Source organism: Streptomyces sp. NPDC050636 (genome assembly GCF_040654775.1).
Classification (GTDB): Bacteria; Actinomycetota; Actinomycetes; order Streptomycetales; family Streptomycetaceae; genus Streptomyces.
In genome coordinates this window covers 3,543-27,094 of record NZ_JBFAIP010000037.1, presented here as the reverse complement: position 1 = coordinate 27,094, position 23,552 = coordinate 3,543, and the positions used below count along the sequence as shown (strand labels likewise).

General features: G+C 68.3%; 19 protein-coding genes and 1 pseudogene. 7 read left to right on the top strand and 13 right to left on the bottom strand.

What is annotated here, in order from left to right; translation table 11 throughout:
• The first annotated feature begins 18 nt into the window (after positions 1–18).
• Entirely contained in the window at positions 19–1,308 is a 1,290-nt protein-coding gene (locus tag AB0I10_RS24330) for a cytochrome P450 (protein ID WP_363154710.1), read from the top strand.
• Between the two features lie 507 nt (positions 1,309–1,815).
• Entirely contained in the window at positions 1,816–2,685 is an 870-nt protein-coding gene (locus tag AB0I10_RS24325; protein WP_363154709.1) for a polysaccharide deacetylase family protein, read from the top strand.
• Positions 2,686–2,764: 79 nt separating this feature from the next.
• On the opposite strand, the gene AB0I10_RS24320 is transcribed toward AB0I10_RS24325, so the two are convergent.
• The 9 genes from AB0I10_RS24320 to AB0I10_RS24280 all read right to left on the bottom strand — a co-directional run bounded on the left by AB0I10_RS24320 (position 2,765) and on the right by AB0I10_RS24280 (position 12,472).
• Positions 2,765–3,232 carry a hypothetical protein gene (locus AB0I10_RS24320; RefSeq protein ID WP_363154708.1) on the bottom strand — a complete coding sequence of 156 codons (468 nt, stop codon included), beginning with the start codon at positions 3,230–3,232 and terminating at the stop codon, positions 2,765–2,767.
• 199 nt (positions 3,233–3,431) lie between these two features.
• Positions 3,432–4,730, bottom strand: coding sequence for a beta-ketoacyl-[acyl-carrier-protein] synthase family protein (locus AB0I10_RS24315; RefSeq protein WP_363154707.1), 1,299 nt, complete (start codon positions 4,728–4,730; stop codon positions 3,432–3,434).
• Positions 4,727–4,996 (bottom strand): acyl carrier protein, encoded by a 270-nt coding sequence (locus AB0I10_RS24310; protein ID WP_363154706.1) that lies wholly within the window; start codon positions 4,994–4,996, stop codon positions 4,727–4,729. Before AB0I10_RS24310 ends, AB0I10_RS24315 begins: the two co-directional genes overlap by 4 nt.
• Positions 4,969–6,072: a beta-ketoacyl-ACP synthase III gene (locus AB0I10_RS24305; RefSeq protein ID WP_363154705.1), complete on the bottom strand. Its 1,104-nt coding sequence runs from the start codon at positions 6,070–6,072 to the stop codon at positions 4,969–4,971. Before AB0I10_RS24305 ends, AB0I10_RS24310 begins: the two co-directional genes overlap by 28 nt.
• Positions 6,073–6,124: 52 nt before the next feature.
• Positions 6,125–6,964 carry an SDR family NAD(P)-dependent oxidoreductase gene (locus AB0I10_RS24300; RefSeq protein WP_363154748.1) on the bottom strand — a complete coding sequence of 280 codons (840 nt, stop codon included), beginning with the start codon at positions 6,962–6,964 and terminating at the stop codon, positions 6,125–6,127.
• A 26-nt stretch (positions 6,965–6,990) separates the two neighbouring features.
• Positions 6,991–8,067: a ketoacyl-ACP synthase III gene (locus tag AB0I10_RS24295; protein ID WP_363154704.1), complete on the bottom strand. Its 1,077-nt coding sequence runs from the start codon at positions 8,065–8,067 to the stop codon at positions 6,991–6,993.
• Positions 8,064–9,938, bottom strand: a complete 1,875-nt coding sequence (locus AB0I10_RS24290) for an acyl-CoA dehydrogenase (protein ID WP_363154703.1) — start codon at positions 9,936–9,938, stop codon at positions 8,064–8,066. The genes AB0I10_RS24295 and AB0I10_RS24290 overlap by 4 nt, the downstream gene beginning before the upstream one ends.
• The gene (locus AB0I10_RS24285; protein WP_363154702.1) at positions 9,935–10,987 is read right to left on the bottom strand and encodes an acyltransferase domain-containing protein; all 1,053 of its coding nucleotides are present in this window, start codon (positions 10,985–10,987) and stop codon (positions 9,935–9,937) included. The genes AB0I10_RS24290 and AB0I10_RS24285 overlap by 4 nt, the downstream gene beginning before the upstream one ends.
• 153 nt (positions 10,988–11,140) lie before the next feature.
• The gene (locus AB0I10_RS24280; protein WP_363154701.1) at positions 11,141–12,472 is read right to left on the bottom strand and encodes a hypothetical protein; all 1,332 of its coding nucleotides are present in this window, start codon (positions 12,470–12,472) and stop codon (positions 11,141–11,143) included.
• 531 nt (positions 12,473–13,003) lie between these two features.
• On the opposite strand from AB0I10_RS24280, the gene AB0I10_RS24275 reads away from it, so the two are divergent.
• Positions 13,004–14,350 carry a hypothetical protein gene (locus AB0I10_RS24275; protein WP_363154700.1) on the top strand — a complete coding sequence of 449 codons (1,347 nt, stop codon included), beginning with the start codon at positions 13,004–13,006 and terminating at the stop codon, positions 14,348–14,350.
• Positions 14,351–14,841: 491 nt separating this feature from the next.
• Here AB0I10_RS24275 and AB0I10_RS24270 read toward each other — a convergent pair whose 3' ends face one another.
• Entirely contained in the window at positions 14,842–15,210 is a 369-nt protein-coding gene (locus AB0I10_RS24270; RefSeq protein WP_363154699.1) for a peptidoglycan-binding domain-containing protein, read from the bottom strand.
• Positions 15,211–16,538: 1,328 nt separating this feature from the next.
• Between AB0I10_RS24270 and AB0I10_RS24265 the strand changes: the two genes are divergently transcribed.
• Positions 16,539–17,516 carry a tetratricopeptide repeat protein gene (locus AB0I10_RS24265; protein ID WP_363154698.1) on the top strand — a complete coding sequence of 326 codons (978 nt, stop codon included), beginning with the start codon at positions 16,539–16,541 and terminating at the stop codon, positions 17,514–17,516.
• A 431-nt stretch (positions 17,517–17,947) separates the two neighbouring features.
• Entirely contained in the window at positions 17,948–18,457 is a 510-nt protein-coding gene (locus AB0I10_RS24260; RefSeq protein WP_363154697.1) for a DinB family protein, read from the top strand.
• An 87-nt stretch (positions 18,458–18,544) separates the two neighbouring features.
• Here the strand turns inward: AB0I10_RS24260 and AB0I10_RS24255 are convergent, their stop codons facing one another.
• Both AB0I10_RS24255 and AB0I10_RS24250 read right to left on the bottom strand, forming a co-directional pair.
• A complete protein-coding gene (locus AB0I10_RS24255) occupies positions 18,545–18,958 on the bottom strand; it encodes a YidB family protein (protein WP_363154696.1) in 414 nt (137 codons plus the stop codon).
• A gap of 435 nt (positions 18,959–19,393) precedes the next feature.
• On the bottom strand, positions 19,394–20,683 hold the full coding sequence (locus tag AB0I10_RS24250) for a bifunctional GNAT family N-acetyltransferase/ATP-binding protein (protein WP_363154695.1): 1,290 nt from the start codon (positions 20,681–20,683) through the stop codon (positions 19,394–19,396).
• A 515-nt stretch (positions 20,684–21,198) separates the two neighbouring features.
• Between AB0I10_RS24250 and AB0I10_RS24245 the strand changes: the two genes are divergently transcribed.
• Positions 21,199–22,101: a methyltransferase domain-containing protein gene (locus AB0I10_RS24245; RefSeq protein WP_363154694.1), complete on the top strand. Its 903-nt coding sequence runs from the start codon at positions 21,199–21,201 to the stop codon at positions 22,099–22,101.
• Positions 22,102–22,211: 110 nt separating this feature from the next.
• On the opposite strand, the gene AB0I10_RS24240 is transcribed toward AB0I10_RS24245, so the two are convergent.
• Entirely contained in the window at positions 22,212–22,754 is a 543-nt protein-coding gene (locus AB0I10_RS24240; RefSeq protein ID WP_363154693.1) for a hypothetical protein, read from the bottom strand.
• Between the two features lie 161 nt (positions 22,755–22,915).
• Between AB0I10_RS24240 and AB0I10_RS24235 the strand changes: the two are divergent.
• Positions 22,916–23,323, top strand: a pseudogene (locus AB0I10_RS24235) (MBL fold metallo-hydrolase); the annotation flags it as partial.
• Between the last annotated feature and the right edge of the window lie 229 nt (positions 23,324–23,552).

Sequence of the window (23,552 nt, the reverse complement as noted above, 5' to 3'; positions counted from 1 at the left end):
ACTTGAGGAGAACGAACGATGCCTGAAGCACCCGCCACCTCCCCGCTCGCCGCGTATGTCGGGAAACACCCGGGGGAGCCGAACGTGATGGAGCCGGAGCTGCTGGCCGACCCGTTCGGCGGCTACGGGAAGCTACGTGAGCAGGGCCCGGTCGTCCGCGGCCGCTTCGTCGACGACTCGCCCGTATGGTTTGTGACGCGCTTCGAGGAAGTCCGCGAAGTCCTGCGCGACCAGCGGTTCGTGAACAACCCAGCCGCGGTCGCGGCGGGCCCGGGCGAGGACCCCCTGTCCCGGATGCTGGACACCTTAGGCATTCCCGAGCACCTGCGCGTCTACATGGCCGGCTCCATACTCACCTGCGACGCGCCCGACCACACCCGGCTCCGCCGACTGGTGTCGCGGGCGTTCACGGCACGCAAGATCACCGGTCTGCGGCCGCGGGTCGAGCAGATCGCCGACGACCTGTTGGCCCGGCTTCCCGAGCATGCCGAGGACGGCGTCGTCGACCTCATCGAGCACTTCGCCTACCCCCTGCCGATCACGGTCATCTGCGAGCTGGTCGGGATCCCCGAGACCGACCGCCCACAGTGGCGGGCGTGGGGCGCCGACCTCATCTCGCTGGAGCAGGGCCGGCTCAGCAAGGCCTTCCCGGCCATGATCGACCACATCCACGAACTGATCCGCGAACGCCGCGGCGCGCTGACCGACGACCTGCTCAGCGAGCTCATCCGTACTCATGACGACGACGGCAGCCGGCTCAGCGACGTCGAGATGGTCACCATGGTCCTCACCCTGGTCCTGGCCGGCCACGAGACCACCGCCCACCTCATAGCCAACGGCACGGCCGCGCTGCTCACCCACCCCGACCAGCTGGGCCTGGTCCAGGCGGACCCGGATCTCGTGCCGCGCGCCGTCCATGAGCTGATGCGCTGGTGCGGGCCGGTGCAGGCGACCCAGTTGCGGTACGCCTCCGAGGACATCGACCTGGCCGGCACCCGCATCCGCAAGGGCGACTCGGTCCAACTGATCCTGGTCTCGGCGAACTTCGACCCCCGCCACTACGCCGACCCCGAGCGCCTCGACGTGACCCGCCACCCTGCGGGCCACGCCGAGAACCACGTGGGTTTCGGCCATGGCATGCACTACTGCCTGGGCGCCACACTCGCCCGCCAGGAAGGCGAAGTCGCGTTCAGCAGGCTGCTCGCGCACTACCCCGGCATATCCCTGGCCGTGGAACCGGACCGTCTGGAGCGCGTACCTCTGCCCGGCAGCTGGCGCCTGGCCTCACTGCCGGTGCGGCTGCTGTAGTAACTGGCGCGCGACGTGGGCCCGTAGAAACCGGGCGTACGAGCCGCGCCCGCGTCCGCGTCCGCGTCCTCATCCTCAACCTCATCCTCATCCTCGCCTGAATCGTCTTCTGCCGAAGGGCAGTTGACGATCGGGCGGGGGACGCCGGGGATCAGCGGAGTTCCAGTTCGGGGGGTGGACGGAGACCACGGCGGCGCGCGGATCAGCACGCGGATCAACACCGACTCAGGTTGCGTGGTCTCGTCGTCGGCCTCCGTCCGTCTCCGTCGGCCTCCATCGCCCGCAGGCGTCGGCGTGCGGCGTCCAACCGTGGCCGTACTCGGAGGCGAACAGGTCAGGCAGTGTCTTACGCCGTTGACGAGACGTGACCTCGCATGTGACCGGCCTCATGCCGCGCTGCCTTGACCTTCACATCAATGTGAAGGTTCGAGTATGTGCATCAAGAACCGCAGCACGCAGCACGCAGCACACAGTGCGTAGCACGTAGCAGACACGAGGTGAGCGTTGATGGACAACCAACTCTACGACTACAGCCCGATCGTCGAGCGTGAGCCGATCCGCTGGCCGGGAGGTGCCAGGGTCGCCTTCTACGTCGGACTGAACATCGAGCACTACCAGATCGACCGTCCCTCGACGAGCACCTTCCCGGGAACCGCGGGGCTCACGCCGGATCCGCTGAACTACGGATGGCGCGACTACGGGCCCCGGGTGGGCATCTGGCGGCTGATCGAGAGCCTCGACCGCCACTGGCTGCGCGCGAGCGTCCTGCTCAACTCCGACGTCGGCGAACGCTACCCGCAGATCATCGAAGCGGGTCGGGCCCGGAACTGGACGTGGGCCGCCCACGGCAAGAACAACTCCATCTTCCAGGCGGACATGACGCTCGATGAGGAACGCGCCTATCTGACCGAGGTGATCGGCACCATCGAGAAGACCACCGGCCAACGGCCGCGCGGCTGGATGGGGCCGGCGCTCACCGAGACGTTCCAGACACCGGCGCTGCTCGCCGAGCTCGGCCTGAGCTACGTACTGGACTGGACCAACGACGACCAGCCGTACCGGCTGAACGTGCCGGGGATGCTGAGCGTGCCGTACTCCGTGGAGCTCAACGACATCGGTCTCTTCGTCAGCAAGGGTCTGACCGGACCGGACTTCGTCCAGATCGTCAAGGACCAACTGGACCAGCTCTACGCCGATTCGGCGGACAGCGGCCGTGTGATGTCGCTGGCCCTGCACCCGTTCGTCATAGGCCAGCCGTTCCGGCACAAGTACCTGGACCAGGCACTCGAATACATCGTGAACCACCCAGGGGTGTGGCTGACGACCAGTGATGAGATAGCTGACCACTACGCCCGGACCACCGCAGGCGAGTTGTGAGACCCTTCAGCGCTAGCCTGGGCGAGCAGACATTGAAAACCGGCCGGGTCGACGGTCGGCCAGGTCGGTCCCCGTCAGGTCAGCACGGCTTCAGTGACCAGACGGGGGCCCAGTCCCGCTTACCCGAGTCGTAGGCGGTGGAGGTCCAGATCTGCTTGCCGTTCTTGCCGTAGAAACGGGCGACGGTGCCCTTGGTCTGGTTGTTGACGTAGGGGCCGGTGCCGTACCAGTTGTGGACCTTCCAGGTCTGGCACTTGTAGAAGTCGAATACGGTGCCGCGCACCTTCATGCACAGGTGGCCGTAGGAGCAGTCGAGCTTGACCTTCGAGTCGGTCTTGGTAGCGGTGAATCCGTCGTACTCGATCTTGTCGGCTGAGACCTGGCGGCCCTGCGGGTGCCCGGCGATGACGCTGTCGACCTGCTGCTGAAGGGCTGCTCCGGTGGCCGGCGCGGGTGCGGGTGTGGGTGCGGCGGTGGCTACGGCTGCGGAGCCGGTGGCCAGAGCGCCCACGGCGAACAGTGCGGCGGTGGTCTTCCTGAGTTTCATGAGGTTCCCCGATTCTCTTCTGTGGTGATTCCGTAGCGGGTCCGGCTACGGGACGACGGGACTACGGGAACCGAAGCTACGTACCGGTCGGTGGCGGCGGTACCTGTGAAGTCCGAGGTTGCGCGTGGCCAGGCGGGATGTATCGGCGAGCTCGGGTCTCTGGCCGCGGTGCGGCCGTAGGGTGGGGGAGGGGCTGACGCTAAGCCGCAGGCCGGAAGGCAAGCACCGCGTTGTGGCCCCCGAACCCCAAGGAATTGCTGAGGGCGAGGTGTATCTGCTGTCGGCGGGGCGCACCGGTCACCAGGTTCAGTGGGCTGGATTCTGGATCGGTCTGGTGGAAATTCGCCGTGGGTGGGACGAGTTGATGCTTGACCGTCAGGGCGGTGAGAGCGGCCTCGATGGCTCCGGCCGCGCCCATGGTGTGGCCGAGGACGCCTTTGGGCGCGGTCACCGTTGGCGGATCGGGGCCGAAGATCCGGTGCAGGGCGGCGGCTTCCGTGCGGTCGTTGAGCGGTGTGCTGGTCCCGTGTGCGTTGATGTGATCGACATCTGCCGGGGTGGCGTCGGCGATCCGTAATGCCTGGTCCATGGCCAGCTGTAGTCCGTGGCCCGCGGGGTCGGGGGCCACGGGATGGTAGGCGTCGGCAGAAACGCCGTACCCGGCCAGCCGGGCGTGGACCGGTGCGCGCCGGGCGGCCGCGTCGGCGACCCGTTCCATCACCAGCACGCCCGCTCCCTCGGCCAGGACGAAGCCGTCGCGGGCGGCGTCGAACGGCCGGGAGGCGGCGGCGGGGGACCCATGGCGTCGGGAGAGCGCCCCCATTTTCGCGAAGGCGGTGGCGCACATGGGGGTGACCATGGTGTCGGTGCCACCGGCGATGGCGATGTCACAGGTGTCGGTACGCAGCATCAGGCCCGCCAGGGCGACCGCGGTGGCGCCCGACGCGCATGCCGTGGCGGTGTGCAGCACCGGGCCCCTTGCCCGCAGGGCGATCGCCAGTTGCCCGGCGGCCATGTTGGGCAGGTAGGCGGGCAGGGTCAGTGGTGAGACCGCCCGGGGGCCCGTTTCGAGGAGCTTGCGGTACTGGGCGTCGTACGTTTCGATTCCGCCGGCCGCCGATCCGAGGATGACCGCGACCCGGGTGCCGTCCCAGGCGGCCGGGTCCAGCTGGGCATCGGCGACGGCTTCGTGGGCGGCCGCCAGTGCGAACTGGGTGAACCGGTCGTGCCACCAAGGTCGGGCTCCGGGTACGTGCTGACGCGTATCGAAGCCGCGCACCCGGCAGGAGAAGGAGACCGGGAGCCCGGACAGTGCGGGGTCCTCCGCCGCGGTGCCCCGCCCCTCGCAGACGCGCGTCCAGGTCTCCTCGGTACCGGTCCCGGCCGGGGTGACCAGTCCGATGCCGGTGATGGCGATGGCCCCGAACGTGCCGGGACCGCCGACGGCTCTGTCTCTGCCGAGGCCGGCGCCGGCCCCGTTCCCATCGGACACATTCATCGGGGGGCTCCCGGACCGGTCGGTGCCTGCCCCGTGGGCAGCTGCGCTTCAACGACCTGGGCGAATTGACGCAGCGTCAGTTCGGCGGCTGAATCGTCCTCTTCCAGTGGGGCGTTGAAGTGCTCCTGAAGCGTGACGAAGAGCTCGACGACGGCGAGGGAGTCAAGGTCCAGGCCCGCCAGTGTGGCTTCAGGGCGGATCGCCCCGGCGTCGACGTCGAACTTGTCGGTCAGTACGGTCACGACGTGGTCGTAGACGGCTTCCATTGCTGCTTCCTCCGATGCGTGGGGTGGGGGGTGGTGTCGGTTGTGCGGGGTTCGGGATCGCGGGCCCCGGGCACGGCCGAGGGCCAGCGCAGCGCGATCGCCCCCCATGTCAAGCCGCCGCCGAAGGCGGTCAGCAGAGTGCGTGACCCGGGACGGACGCGGTTGTGTGTCGCCGTGTCGGCCATGGCCAGGGGGATGGAGGCGGCGGCCGTGTTGCCGACGTCGCGGATGTTTCCGTAGCGGTGCCGGGGTGCGATGCCCACCCGGTCGGCGACCGAGTCGAGGATGCGCTGGTTGGCCTGGTGCCCGATGAACGCCTCAACGGTGCCGGGCTGCCAGCCGACTTGTCCGAGCACGGCCAGCGAGGATGCGGTCATACGGCGTACGGCGTGCCCGTACACCTCACGGCCCTGCATCCGGAAGTAGCGGTCCTCGCGGCAGAGACGACGCGAGGTGTCGGACTGACGGGAACCGCCGGCGGTGATCGCGATGAGGTCGCTGCCCGCACCGTCGGCTCCCCAGTCGACGCCGGCGATCGCACCCGGCTCGGAGCGGACTCCGGGGCGCAGCAGTACCGCCCCCGCCCCGTCGCCGAAGATCACCGCAGTGTCCCGGTCCAGCGGATCGACGATGCTGGAGTACTTCTCGGCGCCGATCACCAGCGGCCGCGCGCAGACACCGGTCCGCAGCAGTGCCGTGGCGACCGTGATGCCGTACAGGAAGCCGGAACACACGGCCGCCAGGTCGAAGGCGGGAATCGTCCCCAGGCCCAGCCGGTGTGCGACCTCCGGGGCGGTTGCCGGGCAACGGCGGTCCGGGGTGGTGGTCGCGACCAGGACCAGGTCCGCGTGGGCGCGCGCAGACGCTTCGGCGGCCCGGCCCGCGGCCACCGCGAGATCGCCGGTGCTCGTACCGTTGTCGGCCTGACGGCGTCGGGCGATGCCGGTGCGGGAGCGAATCCATTCGTCGGTGGTGTCCAGCACACCGCGCCGCCGCACATCCTCATTGGACAGCACGCGCGGGGGCAGACAGGTGCCCAAACCGCAGATCACGGCGGTAGGAATCTCCGTCGACATGGGTTGTGCTCCTTACCTCTCCGGAAGGGGACAAGACCTCTCCGGGCAGGGGTCAAGCCGCGAAGGGGGACGGCGGTTTCGGGATTCCGGCAAGCCCGCCATCGGGTACGGAGGCCCCTCCGTCGAGGAGCAGCGCCTGTCCGGTGAGGTACGACGCGGCCGGTGACGCGAGATAGAGCGCGGCGCAGGCGACTTCGTGCGGCTCCGCCCAACGGCCCATGGGGACATGGGCCATCAGCCAGTCGGACAGCGGACCCGTGGAGTAGGCGAAGGCGGTCATGTCGGTACGGGTCCACCCCGGGCACAGTGCGTTGACACGGATGCCCTCGCGTGCCCAGCCGACCGCGAGGCTGCGGGCGAGGGAGATCTGAGCCGCTTTGGAGGCGGCGTAGGCCTCCATCATGGGTGTGCCGACCACGCCGGCGAGCGAGGACATCAGGACCACGCTCGCCCGGGACGAGGCGGCGAGGTGGCGGTGCGCCCGTCGGCACAGCGCCGCGGTGGCGTTGAGATTGACCGACAGCACCTGGTCCCAGTCCTCCTGGGCGGAGGCCTGGAGAGGGACCAGGGCGGGGCTGCCGTCGGGCAGGGTGGGGAGAATGCCCGCGTTGTGGACGAGGACGTCGAGCCCACCGAGCGCGGCCGCGGAGACGTCCACGACGGTGTCCGCCGCGCCCGGATCCGTGAGGTCACCGGGGACCAGGACCGCGGTGCGTCCCTCCTTCTCCACCAGCTCGGCGGTCTCCTTGAGCGCCGCCGGCGTCCGGGCGGACAGCGCCAGATCGGCGCCGGCCTGAGCGAGCGCCACGGCGACGGCCTTGCCGATGCCCCGGGAGGCACCCGTCACCAGAGCATGCGCCCCGTCCAGCCGGAACGACCCGAGTGTGTTCATGGTGAGCGCGGTCATGCGGAACTCCTTTACGCGGCGGGGGTGCGGGCAGGGGGCGCGGCAGTGCGCCGTGAGCGGGTGGGAGCGATGCGAATGGACGGTGCTCCGGTCCAGGTCAGCAGCGCACTGCCCCAGGTCACGCCCGCTCCGAAGACGGCGAGGAGAATCCGGCCACCGGTGGGCAGCAGGCCGCGCGCGGCGGCGGTGGCCAGCGCGTACGGAGCGCTCGCGGCACCGATGTTGCCCACCTCGTCCCCGACGATCACCAGACGCTCCGACGGGATACCGATGCGCTCCCCGAGGCCGCGCAACAGGACGGGATTGGGCTGGTGCGTGATGAACGCGTCGATGTCGGCCGGCCGGAGCCGGTTGCGGACCAGGCACTCGCTGACGAGCAGCGGAAAGATCTCCACGATGAAATCGCGGACCGCGCGGCCGTCCATGTGGATGAAGTGCTTGCCGCCTCCGAGCGTGGCCGCGCTCGCGGGCGCGCGGCTGCCCCCGGCGGGGATGAGGACATGGTGGGCGCCGGTGCCGTCGGAGCCGAGTCGGAAGTCGGTGAACCCGCGGTTGTCCGCCACAGGGCCCAGCACCGCGGCGGCCGCACCGTCGGCGAAGAGCACGGCCGTACCCCGGTCCGTCGGGTCGATGAACTTCGAGTACGCCTCGACGCCGACAACCGCCGCATACCGCGCGCCGGAGCTACCGCGGAGCCAGTCGTGGGCGACCCGGGCCGCGAACAACCAGCCGGCGCAGGCCGCGCTGACATCCAGCGCCACCGCGTTGCGGGCGCCGGTCAGGGCCTGGATCCGGCACGCGGTGGACGGGCCCAGCTCGTCCGGGGTGGAGGTGGCGGCGACCAGGACGTCCAGCTGGTCGATGTCGATGCCCGCCGCGGCAACCGCCGCCCGCACGGCGGCCGCCGCCAGATCGGAGGCGGCCTCTCCCGGGGCGGCCACATGCCTGGTGTGCACCCCCGTACGCTCGGTGATCCACTGCGGTGTGACACCCACCGCGGCTGCGACATCCGCGTTGGTTCGCGTGGCACGGGGCAGGTAGCTGCCCATTCCCAGTACGCCGATACAGGGGACGGTCGGGGAGTTCATGACGGCCTTTCCGTTAGCCGGTCGAGGAAATCGGTCAGGGCTGCGGCGTAGTCGCTTGCGCCGAGCGGGACGGGCGCCGCGCCGTGCGGAGCGCTCATGACCGCGTCCAGCAGTGGCAGATGCGGCATGAGGCGGTCGCACAGCCCGTCCATCACCGAGGGGAGCGCCCGCGCCGCGGACGGGCTCAGCACTCCCGTGGCCATGAGCCGTCCGGAAAGGCGCCGCGCTTCGACCGCCCCGTGCAGAGCCGCCAAGGGACGGAGCACCGCCAGCAGTTCGGGATCGCTTACCGCGGCGATGGCGCCGGCCACGCTCTCCGCCACCAGACGACTCGCATAGGACTCGCCGAGCTCGGCTGCCGCAGCCAGCAGCGGATTCCACAGCTCCAGGCCCGTCAGCCCAGCCTGGGTGCGCTCGTCCAGGGCTCGGCGCAGCTCGCCCGCCAGCCGGCTCTCCTGCGTCCTGGCGGTGGCGAGCCACCACGCAGGATGGTCCACGGGCACGTCGGGCGGCAGCGCGGTGCCGCCCCGGACACCGTCGGCTTCCTCCGCGAGGGCCCGCCCGGTGTCCAGCAGGATCAGCTGGCTGTCACCGCCGGCGCTCTCGAAGGCATGGGCGAATCCGTGGTATCCGGCCAGCCGGTTGGGGTGCAGAAAGCCCGCGACCCCGCAACGGTGCTGGCACTCGGCGGCTATCCGTGCGGTGCTGCGTGCGACGAGTGCTTTGAGGGCCGCGAGGGGCCGGTCGACGGCGGTCCACGGGGTGAAGGCCATGCCGTCCGGCCGCCCCGCCATCGGGGTGTGGCTGCCGGCCGTGGCGAGTGACCGGGTCCAGATCTCCCGTGCCGTCCGGCCGGCACAGGTGAGGGCGAACGACTCGGCCAGGCAGCCGAGCAGAGCGTGCTGCTGGTTCCGGTAGGCCAGCACCCTCGACCCTGGGGCGAGACGGCCGTGGGCACGGCGGTGCGCGGAGAAGCGCAGCGCCTGTACGGAACTCTCCCGCGCCATGGCGGCCAGCGCCGAGGGCAGTGTCGCCCACAGGGCCTGCCCCACGCACAGTGTCCGCCGCAACCGTGCGTCCGGAGTGCCGAGCGGATCGTGGAACATGCCCCGTTCATCGATGTGCGCGCGGTCGCGGAGCCACTGCTCGTAGCCCAGTCGTACGCCCTTGAAGCGCACCAGCGCGTAGTCCAGCGGAAGGGCCGACAGCCCGATACCGCTGGAGATCTCCACCCCGGGCGCCGGACCGTGCTCATCGCTCAGGTCCACGACGAAGGAGAACACCCCGCGGTCGACACCGCCGGCCAGCACGCGTGCGCACACCACGGCCGTCTGTGGCGCCCAGGGGGACCGTGCCGCACCGACGCTGGAGAACTTGGCCGCCCGCGCATCAGGGGTGCTGAGCACGAACTCCCGGGTATACGGATCGAATTCCGCGGTCGTGCGGATTCCCAGGTGGCTACTGGCATCCCCGATCTCCGTCACCATGAAGACGCCCTTGGAACGCGCGCTCTCCAGCGATTCCCACTGACGCCCGAGGCGTGTGGGGTCGTCGGTCAGCGAGACGATCGAACCCAGACAGAGCGTGTAGTGGGAGAGGACGGCCATATACAGCGGCGGGTCGGCCACGGCGACGCACTCGCTGAGGAGCGCGAGTTGCTGGGGGTCGCGGAACAACTCGCGTACTGGGGGCAGGGTTTGGGCGAGACGGCGCAGCCGGCGGTGGATGCGGTGAGTCGGTCGTTCGTCCCCAGCCGGTGGTTCGTCCTCATCCATCAGGACGGCGGTCATGAGACGGCTGCGCAGAGCATCCGGGCCCGTCCCATTGATGATTTCATCCAGTTCACCGCGCTGCGGTAGGCGCGTGGTCATTCGGGACCGCCCCGGGAGAGGAAGGGAGAATTGCCGGATCGCGGGGTGGTCGGCGCGTCGGCGTGCGGCCAGGGGAATCCGGGATCGGCGAGGGGCGCATAAGCCAGTGCCGCGGCGGGCGGCAGGGTGTGCTGTGCGTTGCGGGTCAGCGAGCAGCCGGTGCCTGCCTCGAAGAGCAAGGCGGTCCGTCCGGTGGTCAATTGGTGCAGCACCTTGGGTAAATGCGCGGGCCTGACCAGGCAGTTGGCCAGTGCACGGTGGATGTCGTCGTCGTGTCGGTAGGTGCCTCCGTGGACGGCGGAGACAACGGGGACGCATGGGGGGCGTGCGGGAATCTGGCGGATCGATGCCGCGAACGCCTCAGCCGGGCCGGTCAACGCCGGATGATGGGACGAGAACGGCAGCCGTAGCCGGGTGGCCGGCAGCCCCTGCCGCCGGGCCCGTTCCTCCACGGCACGCAGAGCGGGGAGCGGGCCGCTGAGGACCGTCTCTCCAGGATCGTTCACGCAGGCCAGAGCCAGATCCGGCAACCTGGCCTCGTACAGCAGAGCACGCGTCCGGCTCTCCCCAGCGCCGACCAGCATCATGCCGCCCGCGCAATGCGCCAGCTGACGTGCCAAAAGGCAGGCGATACGGGCTCCGTCGGCGACAGGGAAAACTCCGGCAGCGGTGAGTGCGGCGATCTCACCGAAACTCACACCTATCACCTGGTCGGGAGCCAGGCCGATCTCACACAGCGCGCGGTGAATGGCCACCGAGGAGCAGAACAAGGCGAGCTGTGGAGTACCGACGCACGCAGCGGCGAGATCACGGCCGCTGGGAGGCGAGTCGCTCAGCAGAGCCTTCGCCAGGGGCGCGATTCCGAACTCGCCGCCCACCTCGTCCGCCTGCTCGAATACCTCGGCGATGGCCTTGCGTACGGGCTGATGAGAGCGAGCAGCCCGGACCAGCGGGCTGACGGAAAAGTCACCCTGGCCTGGAAAGAGGTGGACGATCAAGCGTGGCGAAGGATCACCGTCCATCCATGGAGCTACGGGGGAAATGCTCATCCGACCGCTCCTCTCGGCTGCTTCATTCCATTGATTGAACAACGGTTGCTATGCCGATGGTCGGTTCGTCGTGCTCGAAGCTGTTGAAAGGTGTGAAAGGTGGATATCCGCAGACCACGTGGTGCAGGCACATGGCAATGCGGATGTCCTGGTTCAGGGATGTGGCATTGCGAACGTCATTGCGGACGTACGTCTCAGAACTCCTGCCACCGCTGGGAGTTGCCGAAACGGGGCGAGAAGCATCCGTAGCCGAATCACCGCGAGGTCCGCCGCACCCGACCTCAAGAAGTAGTAGTGGTCGAGAAACGAACTCCAGGAGGTGCATGCCTCCTCGACATGACCGACGCCGACCAGGATTTCAGCATTCTGCGCATAACTCAGGGCCAGGCCCCGGTGGTCATCGTCAGGCCGCCGTGCCAGCGAGCGGTTCAAGGCGGCGCACGCCGCCGACAGATCCCCTGCATATCTCAGCGCCTCGGCACTCTGATACTCAAGTGCCGCATGGGAATAGGAGTCGAACGGCCCCGGCCCACGAGAGGTCTGCTCACCCGCTTCAAGGGCACGCCCAGCAAGGCTGAGAGACTCGATTGCCTCATGACGGAAACCGCAGGCGGCCTGTGACACCGCGAGTTGGGAAAGGAGAAATGCCCGTGCGGCTCCGTCCGCTGTACGGGTGCTCTCCACGGCGGCTTCGGCAGCATGCAGCGCGATGCGACGGTGGCCCAACGCGAGTCCTTGAGCGCTCAGTCCTCGCAGGACGACGGCCCAGGCCGTAACGTCCCCGGAATCGGCGGCGAGTTGCAGGGCGGTAGTGAAGTGACGTTGGGCGAGACCGTGGACGGATGCGTCCTGGTACATCCGCGCGAGCAGAAAGGAAAGCCGAGACGCTTCCACCAGCAAGCTGCGGTGCACCCCTTGGCTTCCCGCCGCACGCAACCGCGGAGCTATATCGTCCGTGAGGTATGTGGCCAGTGCCGACCGAGCACTCCTGCCGCCGTGCGCATCGAAAGAGGCCGAATAGAACCGCACGGCAAAACGAACGATGCTGAGCTCATCTTCGTCCCTCCCGTGCTGTGCAAGGCGGTTCGGCCCCCACGTCTGCGACTCGGGCTCGGCCATCAATACCGCGAGATCCGCCTCCCGATACGGCAGGAGTCGCGCCGACACACCACGTGCGGGGTCACGCTCCGCACTGCACAAATCTGCGAGAGCGGCTTCGGCAGCGGAACCCTGCTCGGGGGAACGTCGACCCGCCGGTGCCGCTGCCGTGTATTCGAGCCCCGCGGCACTCGGCGAGATGGCGCGCCCGAGGCGCCGACTGAGAGCTTCCGCGATCAGACCGGGCACCGGCGGCGCCGGCTGGGTACCGCTCAGCCAATGAGCCACGGCGGTACGGTCGTAGTTCAGATCCAGGTCTATCTCCGCGGCGAGCGAATTCACCGACCGGGCGAGCGCGGCCTGCGTCCATCGGGCCTCCGCAAGCAAGGCCCGTAGATTCTCGTTGCGACGACGTGACGGTGGCACCAACTGCTCCTGCGAGAATATGCAATGCACGAAGTCGATGGCAGGCCATTTCTTACCTGCAGTCTGCCGTGCCTGGTGCTGCTGCTGTTACGTATGGTGGTCACGAGTCGGGATGCGCTGACTGCCCACGATTCGGAGTCTGCAACAGCCGTGACGATCTCACGCGAAACGCACGCACGACCATGACCGACGCGTACGAAACGCACGACCATGACGCCCCGCACGAAACGCGACGACCGTGCCGGCCTCACCGGAAACGAGGCAGTCGTGCCGGGTACGCCACAACAGAGGCACCAACGGAATTGCCCAGCACGTAAGCCGACCTGTGGCCGGAAACCGGCCGTGCGGTCGCGGCGGTGTAGCCAACGGCCGCCCACTAACGGAACCATGAATCGAGCCGAGTTGGAACGCGCTCCATAGAGGGAAAGCGTGAACGCGTTGAAAGAACTCGCGCCGTGACGCGAGGTCACCTCCTGAGGGAGAAGAAAGATCATGACGCGTAAGAGCCCGAATCGATTGCTCGCGGCTCTGCTGGTCGAAGCCGCCTGGTCTGCCGCCGACCTCTCCCGCGCCGTCAATGCTCTGGGAACGGCTCATGGACTGCAACTGCGCTACGACCGGACGTCCGTGGCGCACTGGCTCAACGGATCACGCCCCCGGCCGCCGGTCGCCGATCTGGTGAGGCAGGCACTGAGCCGCCGCATCGGCCGCACGCTGACGACCGCGGACACAGGGTTCGACGAGCCGGAGGAGGCCGGTGATGCGGTGATGGCCATCCTGAAGCGCAACGATCCGGTCAGGCGGCTCACCGCCCTGTGCCGGGCGGACATCGACCCCACCCGCCATGCGCTCCTGGCCCGCTCGGTCCATTCCGCGCTGCCGCCCATACTCACCGTCTGGGAAAAGCGATCCCAGACCGTGCCGCAGACCATCGGCAACGGACGGCAGGCGTCCTCCGCGGACGCGGCACGGCTGGAGACCACGGCATCGATCCTCGCCCTGATGGGGGAGAAATACGGCGGTGCCCACGGCAGATCAGCGCTGGCCCTGTACCTCTCCGAGGATGTGGTGCCGCTGCTCACCGCACCCGCCCGCCCGGAGGTCCGGCGCGCCCTCCTTACCGGCGCCGCCCACCTGACGCTGCTGCTCGCGGCCATGACGTCCGATGTCGGCCACCCCGCCCTGGCGCAGCACTACTACCACGTCGCCCTTGAACTCGCCCACGCGGCCGAGGAGCGCGGTGCCTACGCGATCGCCCTCCGCTGCTTGAGCATGCAGGCTCGCCGGCTCGGCGACCATCGCCAGGCCGTCGCTCTCGGAGAGGCAGCACTGAGCGTCGCAGGCTCAGCCGTTCCGCATGCCACCCGTGCCTTTCTCCACGCAGGACGTGCCGTTGTCCATGCCGGCGTCGGCCAGAGGCGCGCGTCGTCCGCGGATCTCGCGGCAGCCGAAAAACATCTCGCACAGGCAACGGGACCGGAAGGCCCTTTCACGAGTTATCCGCAAAGCGCTCTGCGCTACCAGCGGGCGGAGGTGCTTTCGCTTCTGGGAGACCACAAGGCTGCGGCAGCCGAACTGGAATGCTCCTTGGGCAGCAGGCCCGCCGATCATCACAAGGCCCGTGCGCTGCTGCATGCCCAGCTCGCTCATACTCTGCTGGACACAAACGAAGTGGAGGCAGCCGTTGGGAGCTGTTTCCGCTTTCTGGAGCACTACGAACAGCTCGCCACAGGGTCCGTGCATGGTGCGCTGCCCCGTTTGATCCAGAGACTCGCCCCCTACCGGAGAAACCCTCGCGTCAGATCCTTTCAGGAGCGTCTGCACGCGATGCCACCGTAATGCCGGTCAGGTCTTCTTCCTCCGAAGCGAGGTGGCGCACGGACGGTGGCTCGGACCTTGCGCCCTCGCCCTTGCTTTCCGCACTCGGTACGGCTAAGCGGGCGAGCATCAACATCGCCACGTCAAAAGGGTCTGTCACAGCTATATAGCTGTGTTTCAGTGTTGTGTTCTAACCGTATGCCCGCCCGGCTGGCGACAGGCTTCACCCGCAAGCACGCACCCAATCGCACGGCATCGCGTCAGGATTGCACACCGACCACCGGCCCCGCCGAGGGCGCAGGTTCTCACGCACGCAGGTACCCAAGGGCGCCCGGCGCCAGAACGGCGACCGCCGAGAAGCGCATGGCTGGGCAGCGGCGCTATGGCCGCCCAGCCGGCAAGTGGTCGTCCGCCCTTGTCACGCCGATCGAGTCCAAGGCCCCGCGCGAAATGCAGGATCACCCCCTCTTCGCGCGGAGCCGTGGACGGATCGAGCCACTGTGCTGCGTGCGTCAGACCCCGCGCAGGGCATCCCAGCTCTGCGGCCCGACACCGCCGTCCACCCTGAGGCCTTTGACGTCCTGGAAATAGACGACCCAGCTTTCAGTGCGGGGACCGAAGTTGCCGTCGATTTCGAGGGGGTCGTTTCCTTGCCAGCGATTGATGAGGCACTGCACTTCGCGGACGCGGTCGCTGTTATCTCCCCTCAGGGTGGTTCGCGTGCCTTCGTAGTAGCCACACGAAGCGTGCGCGGCAGCTTTGATGGATGCTGCTGGCGCGGTGGTGGGGGCGGCGGATGCGGTGACGGTGGGAGCAGTTGCCAGAACCAGCCCGGCCAGGACGGCGGATGCGGCCCAAGCGGTGCGCTGCGATGTGAGCATGAGGGAGATTCCCTTTCTTCTTGGTGTCTCTATCTCTTCTTCGTGTTTCTTTGCTTCTTTGTGGATCGCCTATCGGGGCGATCCACGAAGGAATTTGGCGCCCGGAGACTCGGTACATGCACATGCCGCCGAGTGTTCACTCGTGCGAGGGACGGCAACCGGGAGCCATGATCACCGAGCATCCGGCTCGGACCGCGGCCGATGATTCAGCTCCCGCAATGGTCCAATCCGCCGAGGAGCGCCAGGGCCCGGGGCAGCGCGATTGGTGGTTCGTGGGGCTCGAAGTGTGGCGATGAGCTGCTTGAAGGCGGGTGCGCCGCCGCTTTGTGGCGCGAGCGGACCCGGCGAACTGCTGGCCGAGCCGTCCATCCGCCATTTGTGTCGAGCTTGGCCTGCCACGCGTCGGTTCCCCGAAGAAACACTTGACTGTGAAGAAACACTTGACTGTGGCGAAAACGGGAGGAAAATGGTGAATACACCAGACAACCGGAGAGCCACACCGCTGATAGAGACGTCTGTCGGCAAGAGACCCTTGGTCTGGCTCTGGCTAGGCCCCCGGAAGCCCCTCGAAACCGGAGCCTCGGCGACGACTGAGGTAGATGGCGACGATGCGGACTACCGGGGACTGTTTTATGCCTGCGCGCACGCACCGGCGCCGCCCGCCGCCCCACGTCCAGCAGAGCTCCCAGCCCCAGCGGTGGAGGCTGACCTTTTCGGGTGGCACCGGGTGCCACCCGAAAAGGTCACCGAACGCATAACCCCGCCCCGAAAGACCTCCCTGTCACTGGGTGCCAATGCAGCGTGACCAGGTACGGGCCGTACGCGGCCGGTGGTCTGCGGAGAAGATCGCTCCCGAATACGCGGCTGGCTCGGCTTTCTTCGCCGGCCAGGGTCACCCTGTTGTCGCCTGGTGGGTATCCGTAGGAACTCTCGAAGCACCTGAGCGTCTGCTCCAAAGCGCGGACCACTGTACGGACGGCATCAGGGACGTCGGTGGGGCGGCGATATCGGTTGCTGCCGTTGCCCGCGCTTCGCGGCCCGGTTCGGTGACAGTGGGTAACAGCATCCAGGTGCAGGGCAGTTGGGACCAGTGGTAAGCGCGTGGGCTGCCAGTTGGACGTCAGGCCGACGCCGATCCGTGGCGCGTATCGATGGCGTCCTGTGCTTTCGCCCTGTGCTTTCGCCCTGTGCTTTCTTCTTGCGCTCTCACAGAGCTCTCGATGCTTCGGGGCGTACGGCCGCCGGGTATCTGTATCGCGCACGGAGGGAAGCGGGGACGCGAGCGGGGAAACCGCGCTGACGGCGGCTGCGAAGGAGGCTTTACCACGATGCGAGGGCAGGAAACCGCTGGTGCTGGGCTCGACGACCTTCGTCGACGGCGAAAGAACGCGCAACTTGTGGGCAAGAGCGGTGATCACCGCGCCGCTGCCGCCCTGTTCGAAGGCCTCTTACCCCTCTACGAGCTGGCACTGGGGGCGGAGCACGAGGAGACCCTGGCCGTGCGCGACGCGCTGGGCCTGTGGATCGGCGACGCCGGACGCCTGGCGGAGGCGGTCGCCATCCTTGGCGACCTGCTGGGGACGCGCGAGCGGATCCAGGGCAACGAGCATCCCGACACCCTCTACACCCTGGACAGCCTCGGCTACTTTGTCGGTGAGAGCGGAGATCCGGCCGAGGGCGCCCGGCTGCGCCTCGCGGCACTGGACGGTCAGGAACGCGTACTCGGCCCGGAGCATCCGGACACACTCGTCACCCGCAATGGGGCGGCGGTCCTGATCGGGGCGGCGGGCGATCCTGACCGGGCCGTCTCCATGCTGCGGGAACTGCTTACGGTACGTCACGGGATCGCGGGGCCGCACGATCCGGGAACCATGAGGACGCGACACGAAGCTGCCCGTTGGACCGGTGAGGCCGGACATCCCCGCGAAGCCCGCGACCTGCTCCAGGACCTGCTCCCCACCCGCCAAGACGTGCTCGGCGTCGAGCATCCGCACACCCTGTCCACCCGGCATGAACTCGCCCGTTGGACCGGTGAGACGGGCGGCATCGACGAGGCGGTGGCGAGCCTGCGGGAACTCCTTGAGCTCCGACGCCAGGTTCAAGGACTACGCCACCACCGGACGCTGGAAACCTGGCATCAACTGGCCCGATGGACAAGTGCCGCGGGCCGCCCGAACGAAGCCGCCGCGATGCTGCGCACGCTGATCCCCGCCCGCGAGTACACCCTTGGCTCTCGCCATCCCCACACACTCGCCTCGCGGCAACTGCTGGCCGTCAGCACCAGCCGCCCTACGAGGGACGGTTGAAGCGCCGTACCCCTTGAGGCGGGCCTTGAGGCGGGTGGAGGAAGGGGAAAGGGGAGTGATGGGGACTGGGACTGGACTCTGGCGATGACCATTGCTCGGGACGGTGGCGCTGCAAGCCGATCACGGCTTTTACGGCTCCCGAATCGGTGGGCGTGTACCGCACTCTCTGACACTTCTGCCGGTCCGTGCTCCGGATGCGCCCCTTCGGGTGACGTTCCGTCACCCGGGCGAGGCGAGTGCGCGGAAGCGCCCGATACGGTGGTGTGGTCGGTCCCGGCTCAGGGACGGACCGGATATCGGGTGATGCTGGAGCTGATGCGGCATCACCAGTTGGGGAACGTCGACGGCTGAACGCCGAGCACTCGGCGGTACGGGCTGGCGCCGGGTGCAAAGGTGAATGTGACCCGTAACTCGGAAAGCGAGCCTGCCAATTGACAGAGCAGATTGTCACGGTGACGGACTGCGCCGCTGAGCCGCTGCATCAGGTGCAGGAATTGGTCGGCATGCTCACCGACGCGCAGTACGCGCACCGGTCGTGCGAAGGAGCCAGCAGTATCGGTGGCCACGTACGCCACTGCGTGGACCACTACACCGCGATTCTGGTGGGGGTCGACAGCGGAACGGTCGAATACGACCGGCGGGTACGGGGCACCGCACTGGAAACGGACCGGAGCGTCGCGCTCGCCCGGCTCGGGGAGGTCCGGTCGAAGGTGCGCGGCCTCGCATCGCGACCCCTCGACCGTCCGGTGGAGGTGATCAGCGTCGTCGACCCGGACGGTTCTGTCGCCTGCACCCGCTCCACCGCGGGGCGGGAGTTGCTGTTCGTCTCCCATCACGCCGTCCATCACGTTGCGGTCATGGTGCCCATGGCCCGCACGCTGGGCGTGAACGTGCCCGCACAGTTCGGCTACGCGCCCGCGACCCTGGCTTATCTTCGGTAGCCGCAACGGGCTGCCGCTCTCGCTGGGCGACTCCGCCCCCAACACCGACGACAGCCGAGGCTTGAAGCCTGTGGTCCGGGCATCTTGTTACTGCCGCCTGAGCAGGTCTTCCAGGGAGACCTGGGGCACCTCACCGTGAGGGGTGAGTTTGTCCACGGTCTCCGGAAGTACTTGGGCGAGCTGGTCGGCGGCGTGCTCGGGAGAGATTCCCGCCTGCTGCGCAACGTGGTCGAGGGCCTGGTACGGCAGGGCCTGCGCGAGTTCTACGCCGCTGATGGACTGATTCTGACCGGCGCCCACCCAGGATTGCGATTTCTCGCCGAGACCGCCGTCATGGAGCTGTTGAAGCAGACCGCTGAGGGGATTTCCGCCGCCGTCGCTGCCGATCGTGTGGAGGAGCGAGGCCAGAAGATTGCCGGCCTCTCGACTTTGTCCGCTCGGTCTGCCCTGTTCACCGCCGAGCAGATCACCAAGCAGGCTTCCCAGGTCATTGTCCGTCATAGCCATTGCCTTGCCGTTGCCTTTCCTGGGCACATGCCGGAAACAGCCTGTGCGGCCATTGCCGGAATGACGCTATGTGCATGCATTGGATCGTCCACGTGCAGCCTTTGGTGTCATTGCTACGGACGTCGACGAAAAGGGCCGGTGGAGTTGTGACGCAGCATAGACAGATTGGCTTACTGGGATGCGTGGCGCTCCAGCGAGAAATTCTGCGTGTCGTGTCGTGCCGTGTCGTGGCCTGCCTGCCTGCCTACCTGCCTGCCTGCGGACGGACGGACGGACGGCCGTGGCACGAGCATCCCGCGCCGCCCGCCACCCGATGCCGGCCCTCACCGGCCGAGCCACCGCCGACGACTCACGAGCCTCCTGCCCTACACACGTACGATCGGCAGGGGCAGGGGCAGGAGCTGTCACTTCGCCAGGGCATCCGCTCCCTCAGCAGCGCGCGTGGGCGGTGATGTCCGCGCCGAACTCGTCGATCATCGCGGGCGTGACGGTCGGCCGGCACTGGGCGATGGCGGCGAGGTAGTCCTCGGTGCTCGCCCCGAGCCGTCCCTGGACGCCCGCGCCGACCCCGATCGACTCCAGGTCCCGCTCGAACGACACTTGGGCGGCCATCCGGGCCGCGTGCTCGATGTCCGCCGGGGTGAACAGCTCGCTGGCCGCCACCAGCGCCGTAACGTCCACATCGGCCCGGCCATCCGTGTACCGGGACCAGATCGCCGACCGGGCAGCCGTATCAGGCGTACCGATCGGGATCAGGTAGTCGAACCGGCCGGGGCGCAGGAACGCCGGGTCGAGCGAACGGATGGAGTTGGTCGCGCAGACCAGCAGCCGTTCGTCCCGCTCCCGGAACCCGGGTATCAGCTTGAGCAGTTCATTGGTCACCCCATGCAGCCCGCCGGGCTGCGCCGGCTCGGTGCGGACCGGTGCGATCTCCTCGACCTCGTCGATGAAGACGAGCACCCGCTCCAGCTCCGCGATCCGGGCGAACGCGCTGCGCAGCGCCGCCGCGAGGTTGCCCTCGTCGGCCAGCCGGGACGGCAGCAGCTCGACGAACGGCCAGCCGAGCTTGGCGGCGATGCCCCGCGCGAACGTCGTCTTCCCGGTCCCGGGCGGACCGAACAGGGCGATCGCTCGCGGCGGCCGCACCCCGTGCCGGGCGGCTCGCTCCGGCTCCGCCAGGGGCAGCACGACACGCCGTTCGATCAGGTCCTTCTCCGCCTCCATACCGGCCACCTTGGCCCACAGGTCGGTGGGCAGGAACCGTCCGCCGAGGTCCTCCAGGAGGCTCGCCGACGGCCCGTGGTGCGGCTCGACCTTCTCGAAGTAGGCCACGGCCGGCTGCCTCGTATAGCCCGCATTGAGCAGTCCTTCGCCGAGGAGATCCTCTTCAGGGAGCACATAGGCGATACGGCTCACCCGGGCGGCGATCAGGCGCCGCTCCAGCTCCACCAGCAACGCACTCGCCAGCCCCCGGCCGCGCCAGGCCGCAGAGATGGCGATACGCATCACCCAGCCCCGTTCACCCGCCACGCACGCGAGCGCCGTCCCGATGGGAACACCCTGGTGGACGGCCACCACGGCGGGCTGCCGGGAGCTCAGCGCACTGATGCATTCGGCGAGCGAGAACACCGACTCCTGCCCGAGCTCGGCCGTGGAGTCGATCAGGTGGACCACTTCAGCCAGATCGTTCTCGCGGTAGTCGTGGATGTGCCAGTTCACCGGTACCGCCCCTCGTTGGTGATGTTGCAGTGAGGCTAGGGGCGGCGGGGGACGGGGTCCTGCTCCACTCTGAACAATCCGGTCCGGGCACCGCTACGTTCCGTATGTGGCGGGAGCGGGCGATGTGGCGAGGGGCGAGGGTCGGAGGTCGGAGGTCGGGGGTCGGAGGTCGCTGGGGGCGGCGTTCGACCGATCCAGGTACCCGGGCTGGGACGGGGCCATCTGGCCATCTGCTGCTGTCCCTGTCCCTGTCCCTGTCCCCGCCGCGCGGCATCGTCCGCTGGCCGTAGGCATTCCATCGGTTATTGGCCGATTTGTCCCTATGCTGGCCGCTCCGGGGCGGTGAGGCTTGGCCGAGGGCCCAATGTGGCGACCGACGGTCACGAGCGAGGGAAGTGCGTATGGATCACGACGCGCGTATGAAGGCGAACGACGGGCCTGTGAAGGCCGTTGACGGGCCCATGAAGGCGGATGACGGGCGTATGACCGTGAATGACGGGCCTATCAGCCTGAACATGGACCACGACGTTCCAGCGGGCCACGACGTCACATCGGGCACCGGAGAGGACGCGACACGCCGGTACTACGACTCCAGCGACGTCGATGCCTTCTACGACGCCGTGTGGGGCGGCGACGACATCCATACCGGGATCTACGCCCATGCGCAGGAGCCGATTGCGGACGCCTCCCGGCGGACCGTCGAACGGCTGGCGGACCGGCTCGGCGACCGGCTCAAGGATGGTCTCGGCCCCGGCCGGCTCGTACTCGACCTCGGTTCTGGCTACGGCGGCACCGCCCGCTACCTGGCCGGCCGCTTCGGCTGCCGCGTCGTCGCGCTCAACCTCAGCGCGGCCCAGAACGAGCGCCACCGCCACACCAACGTCGAGCGCGGTCTGGACGGCCTCATCGAGGTCGTCACCGCCTCCTTCCACGACGTGCCGTATTCCGACGCTCATTTCGACGCCGTGTGCTCCCTGGAATCCTTCTGTCACAGCGACGACCGGGCGAGGGTGCTGAGCGAGGCGGTCCGGGTCCTCAAGCCCGAAGGGGCGCTGGCCTTCACCGACCTCATGGCCGCCGAGGACACGCCTCCCGCCGCGCTTCGCCCGGCCGTGTCCCGCCTTGGCGTGGACGCGCTGGCGACACCGTCCTTCTACGTACGGCAGCTCACCGAGCTCGGCCTGGACCACGTCGATTTCGACGACCACAGCGACCAACTGGCCAATCACTACGTCCGTTTGACGGACGAGACGGCAAAGAGGCAAGCGGAGCTTCGGGGCGTTATCAGCCCCGCCTACCTCGACCGTCTGCTCGGCAATCTGCCGCTGTGGGTATCTGCCGCCCACAAGCGACAGTTGCGTTGGGGCATCTTCAGTGGACGGCGCGCCATTGGGGACCAGGTACCGGGCGCGTACTAGACGCATCCCCATTTGGCCACGCGAGCCAGCATTGACGACAGAAACGGGCAGAAATGCGCAGAAACGGCAGACGGCAGACGGCAGATTGACGGGCGGACGAACCCAGCCCGTCAGTCGATCCCGCGGCTGGGCACGGGACGGCGGCGGCGGTAGTACGAGACGGTGACGGCGGCCAGCAACGGGCCCCAGAGAAAAAGCGGTTGATAGAGAATGCCGACCACGAGGCTCCCGGTCGCCGTCATGTCGTCGTGCGGATACGTCCACCACCAGGGAATATCGGACCACAGCCAGGTCAGTGCCGCGGCTCCCAAGGCGGCCGGGACGACGGCGGCCATCGGCCGGACGGAGCGCCCACCGATCAGCGGTATCCAGCGCGGCGCGACCTCGCCCCACGGCCGCACCAGACCGATCGTCAGGAATGCCAGGAGTTCGCAGACCACGCTCAGTGTCAGCATCCAGATCTTCGCGCCGAGCGTCTCGAATTCCGCGAAGTTCGCGTCTCGGTAGCCGGCCGTATATCCGAGTACCAGGGCGATCCGCCAAAGTCCGCTCGGCAATACGACGAGAGCGGTCAGGTGCGCGGCCCAAATCGCCCAACGGGGTGGTGGTGCAATGGAGTTTACGGTAGGGGTGTCAGTCACCTGGGTGCTCATGTGGCCATCCTTGCGCGCCGCTCACCCCGTTCCATCAGCCTCTGAGCCCGACGCTGCCGGCCCGCCGGGATGACGGCGGGCCGGCGTGACCAGCCGCGCGGCGGAGCCACCCTCAGACTTCGAGGTGATGTGATCGGAAACGCCATCCAGCCGCGTCTCACATCGATCAGGTCATCGCGGCCGGGGCCCGCCGTGGGGCGCGGATCGCGTACGTGGCGAAAACCCACCTGCACAACGACTACATCACCGGCGGGCTGGAGCGCGGCCGGATCAGCGGAGCCCGCTACCTCGTTCCGGCCGGAGTTTCGGTGTCCTTCGCCCGGACCCCGGTCGCCGACGGGGACACCGTGGAGTTGGACGAGTGGCTGGTACTGCAGGCGCTGGTCACGCCCGGTCACACACCGCACCACACCTCCTACGTTCTGGAGGAGGACGGCCGTGGGGTAGCGGCGTTCACCGGCGGGTCGCTGCTGATCGGCACCGTCGGGCGGCCGGACCCGGTCGAGCCGCGGCTGACCGAGCAGCCGGCGCGTGCCGAGTACGCCTCCGTGCACCGTCTGGCCGACGACTTCGACGCCGCCCAGGCCGGACTGACCGTCACCCGGGCCAACGGAAATCGCCGGTTGGCCACAACCACTTGTCGTAACCACCTGTCCTGTGAAGACCACCTGTCCTGTGAAGACCACCTGTCCTGTGAAGACCGCCTGTCCTGTGAAGACCGCCTGTCCTGTGAAGACCGCCTGTCCTGTGAAGACCGCCTGTCCTGTGAAGACCGCCTGTCCTGTGAAGACCGCCTGT

Bases quoted from the DNA above. Each gene is read 5' to 3' on its own strand.
- AB0I10_RS24255 (WP_363154696.1), bottom strand. From the start codon at position 18,958: ATGACGGACAATGACCTGGGAAGCCTGCTTGGTGATCTGCTCGGCGGT.
- AB0I10_RS24270 (WP_363154699.1), bottom strand. From the start codon at position 15,210: ATGCTCACATCGCAGCGCACCGCTTGGGCCGCATCCGCCGTCCTGGCC.
- AB0I10_RS24240 (WP_363154693.1), bottom strand. From the start codon at position 22,754: ATGAGCACCCAGGTGACTGACACCCCTACCGTAAACTCCATTGCACCA.
- AB0I10_RS24315 (WP_363154707.1), bottom strand. From the start codon at position 4,730: ATGAATGTGTCCGATGGGAACGGGGCCGGCGCCGGCCTCGGCAGAGAC.
- AB0I10_RS24310 (WP_363154706.1), bottom strand. From the start codon at position 4,996: ATGGAAGCCGTCTACGACCACGTCGTGACCGTACTGACCGACAAGTTC.
- AB0I10_RS24275 (WP_363154700.1), top strand. From the start codon at position 13,004: ATGACGCGTAAGAGCCCGAATCGATTGCTCGCGGCTCTGCTGGTCGAA.
- AB0I10_RS24320 (WP_363154708.1), bottom strand. From the start codon at position 3,232: ATGAAACTCAGGAAGACCACCGCCGCACTGTTCGCCGTGGGCGCTCTG.
- AB0I10_RS24285 (WP_363154702.1), bottom strand. From the start codon at position 10,987: ATGAGCATTTCCCCCGTAGCTCCATGGATGGACGGTGATCCTTCGCCA.
- AB0I10_RS24325 (WP_363154709.1), top strand. From the start codon at position 1,816: ATGGACAACCAACTCTACGACTACAGCCCGATCGTCGAGCGTGAGCCG.
- AB0I10_RS24290 (WP_363154703.1), bottom strand. From the start codon at position 9,938: ATGACCACGCGCCTACCGCAGCGCGGTGAACTGGATGAAATCATCAAT.
- AB0I10_RS24300 (WP_363154748.1), bottom strand. From the start codon at position 6,964: ATGAACACACTCGGGTCGTTCCGGCTGGACGGGGCGCATGCTCTGGTG.
- AB0I10_RS24295 (WP_363154704.1), bottom strand. From the start codon at position 8,067: ATGAACTCCCCGACCGTCCCCTGTATCGGCGTACTGGGAATGGGCAGC.
- AB0I10_RS24330 (WP_363154710.1), top strand. From the start codon at position 19: ATGCCTGAAGCACCCGCCACCTCCCCGCTCGCCGCGTATGTCGGGAAA.
- AB0I10_RS24245 (WP_363154694.1), top strand. From the start codon at position 21,199: ATGGACCACGACGTTCCAGCGGGCCACGACGTCACATCGGGCACCGGA.
- AB0I10_RS24305 (WP_363154705.1), bottom strand. From the start codon at position 6,072: ATGTCGACGGAGATTCCTACCGCCGTGATCTGCGGTTTGGGCACCTGT.
- AB0I10_RS24265 (WP_363154698.1), top strand. From the start codon at position 16,539: ATGCGAGGGCAGGAAACCGCTGGTGCTGGGCTCGACGACCTTCGTCGA.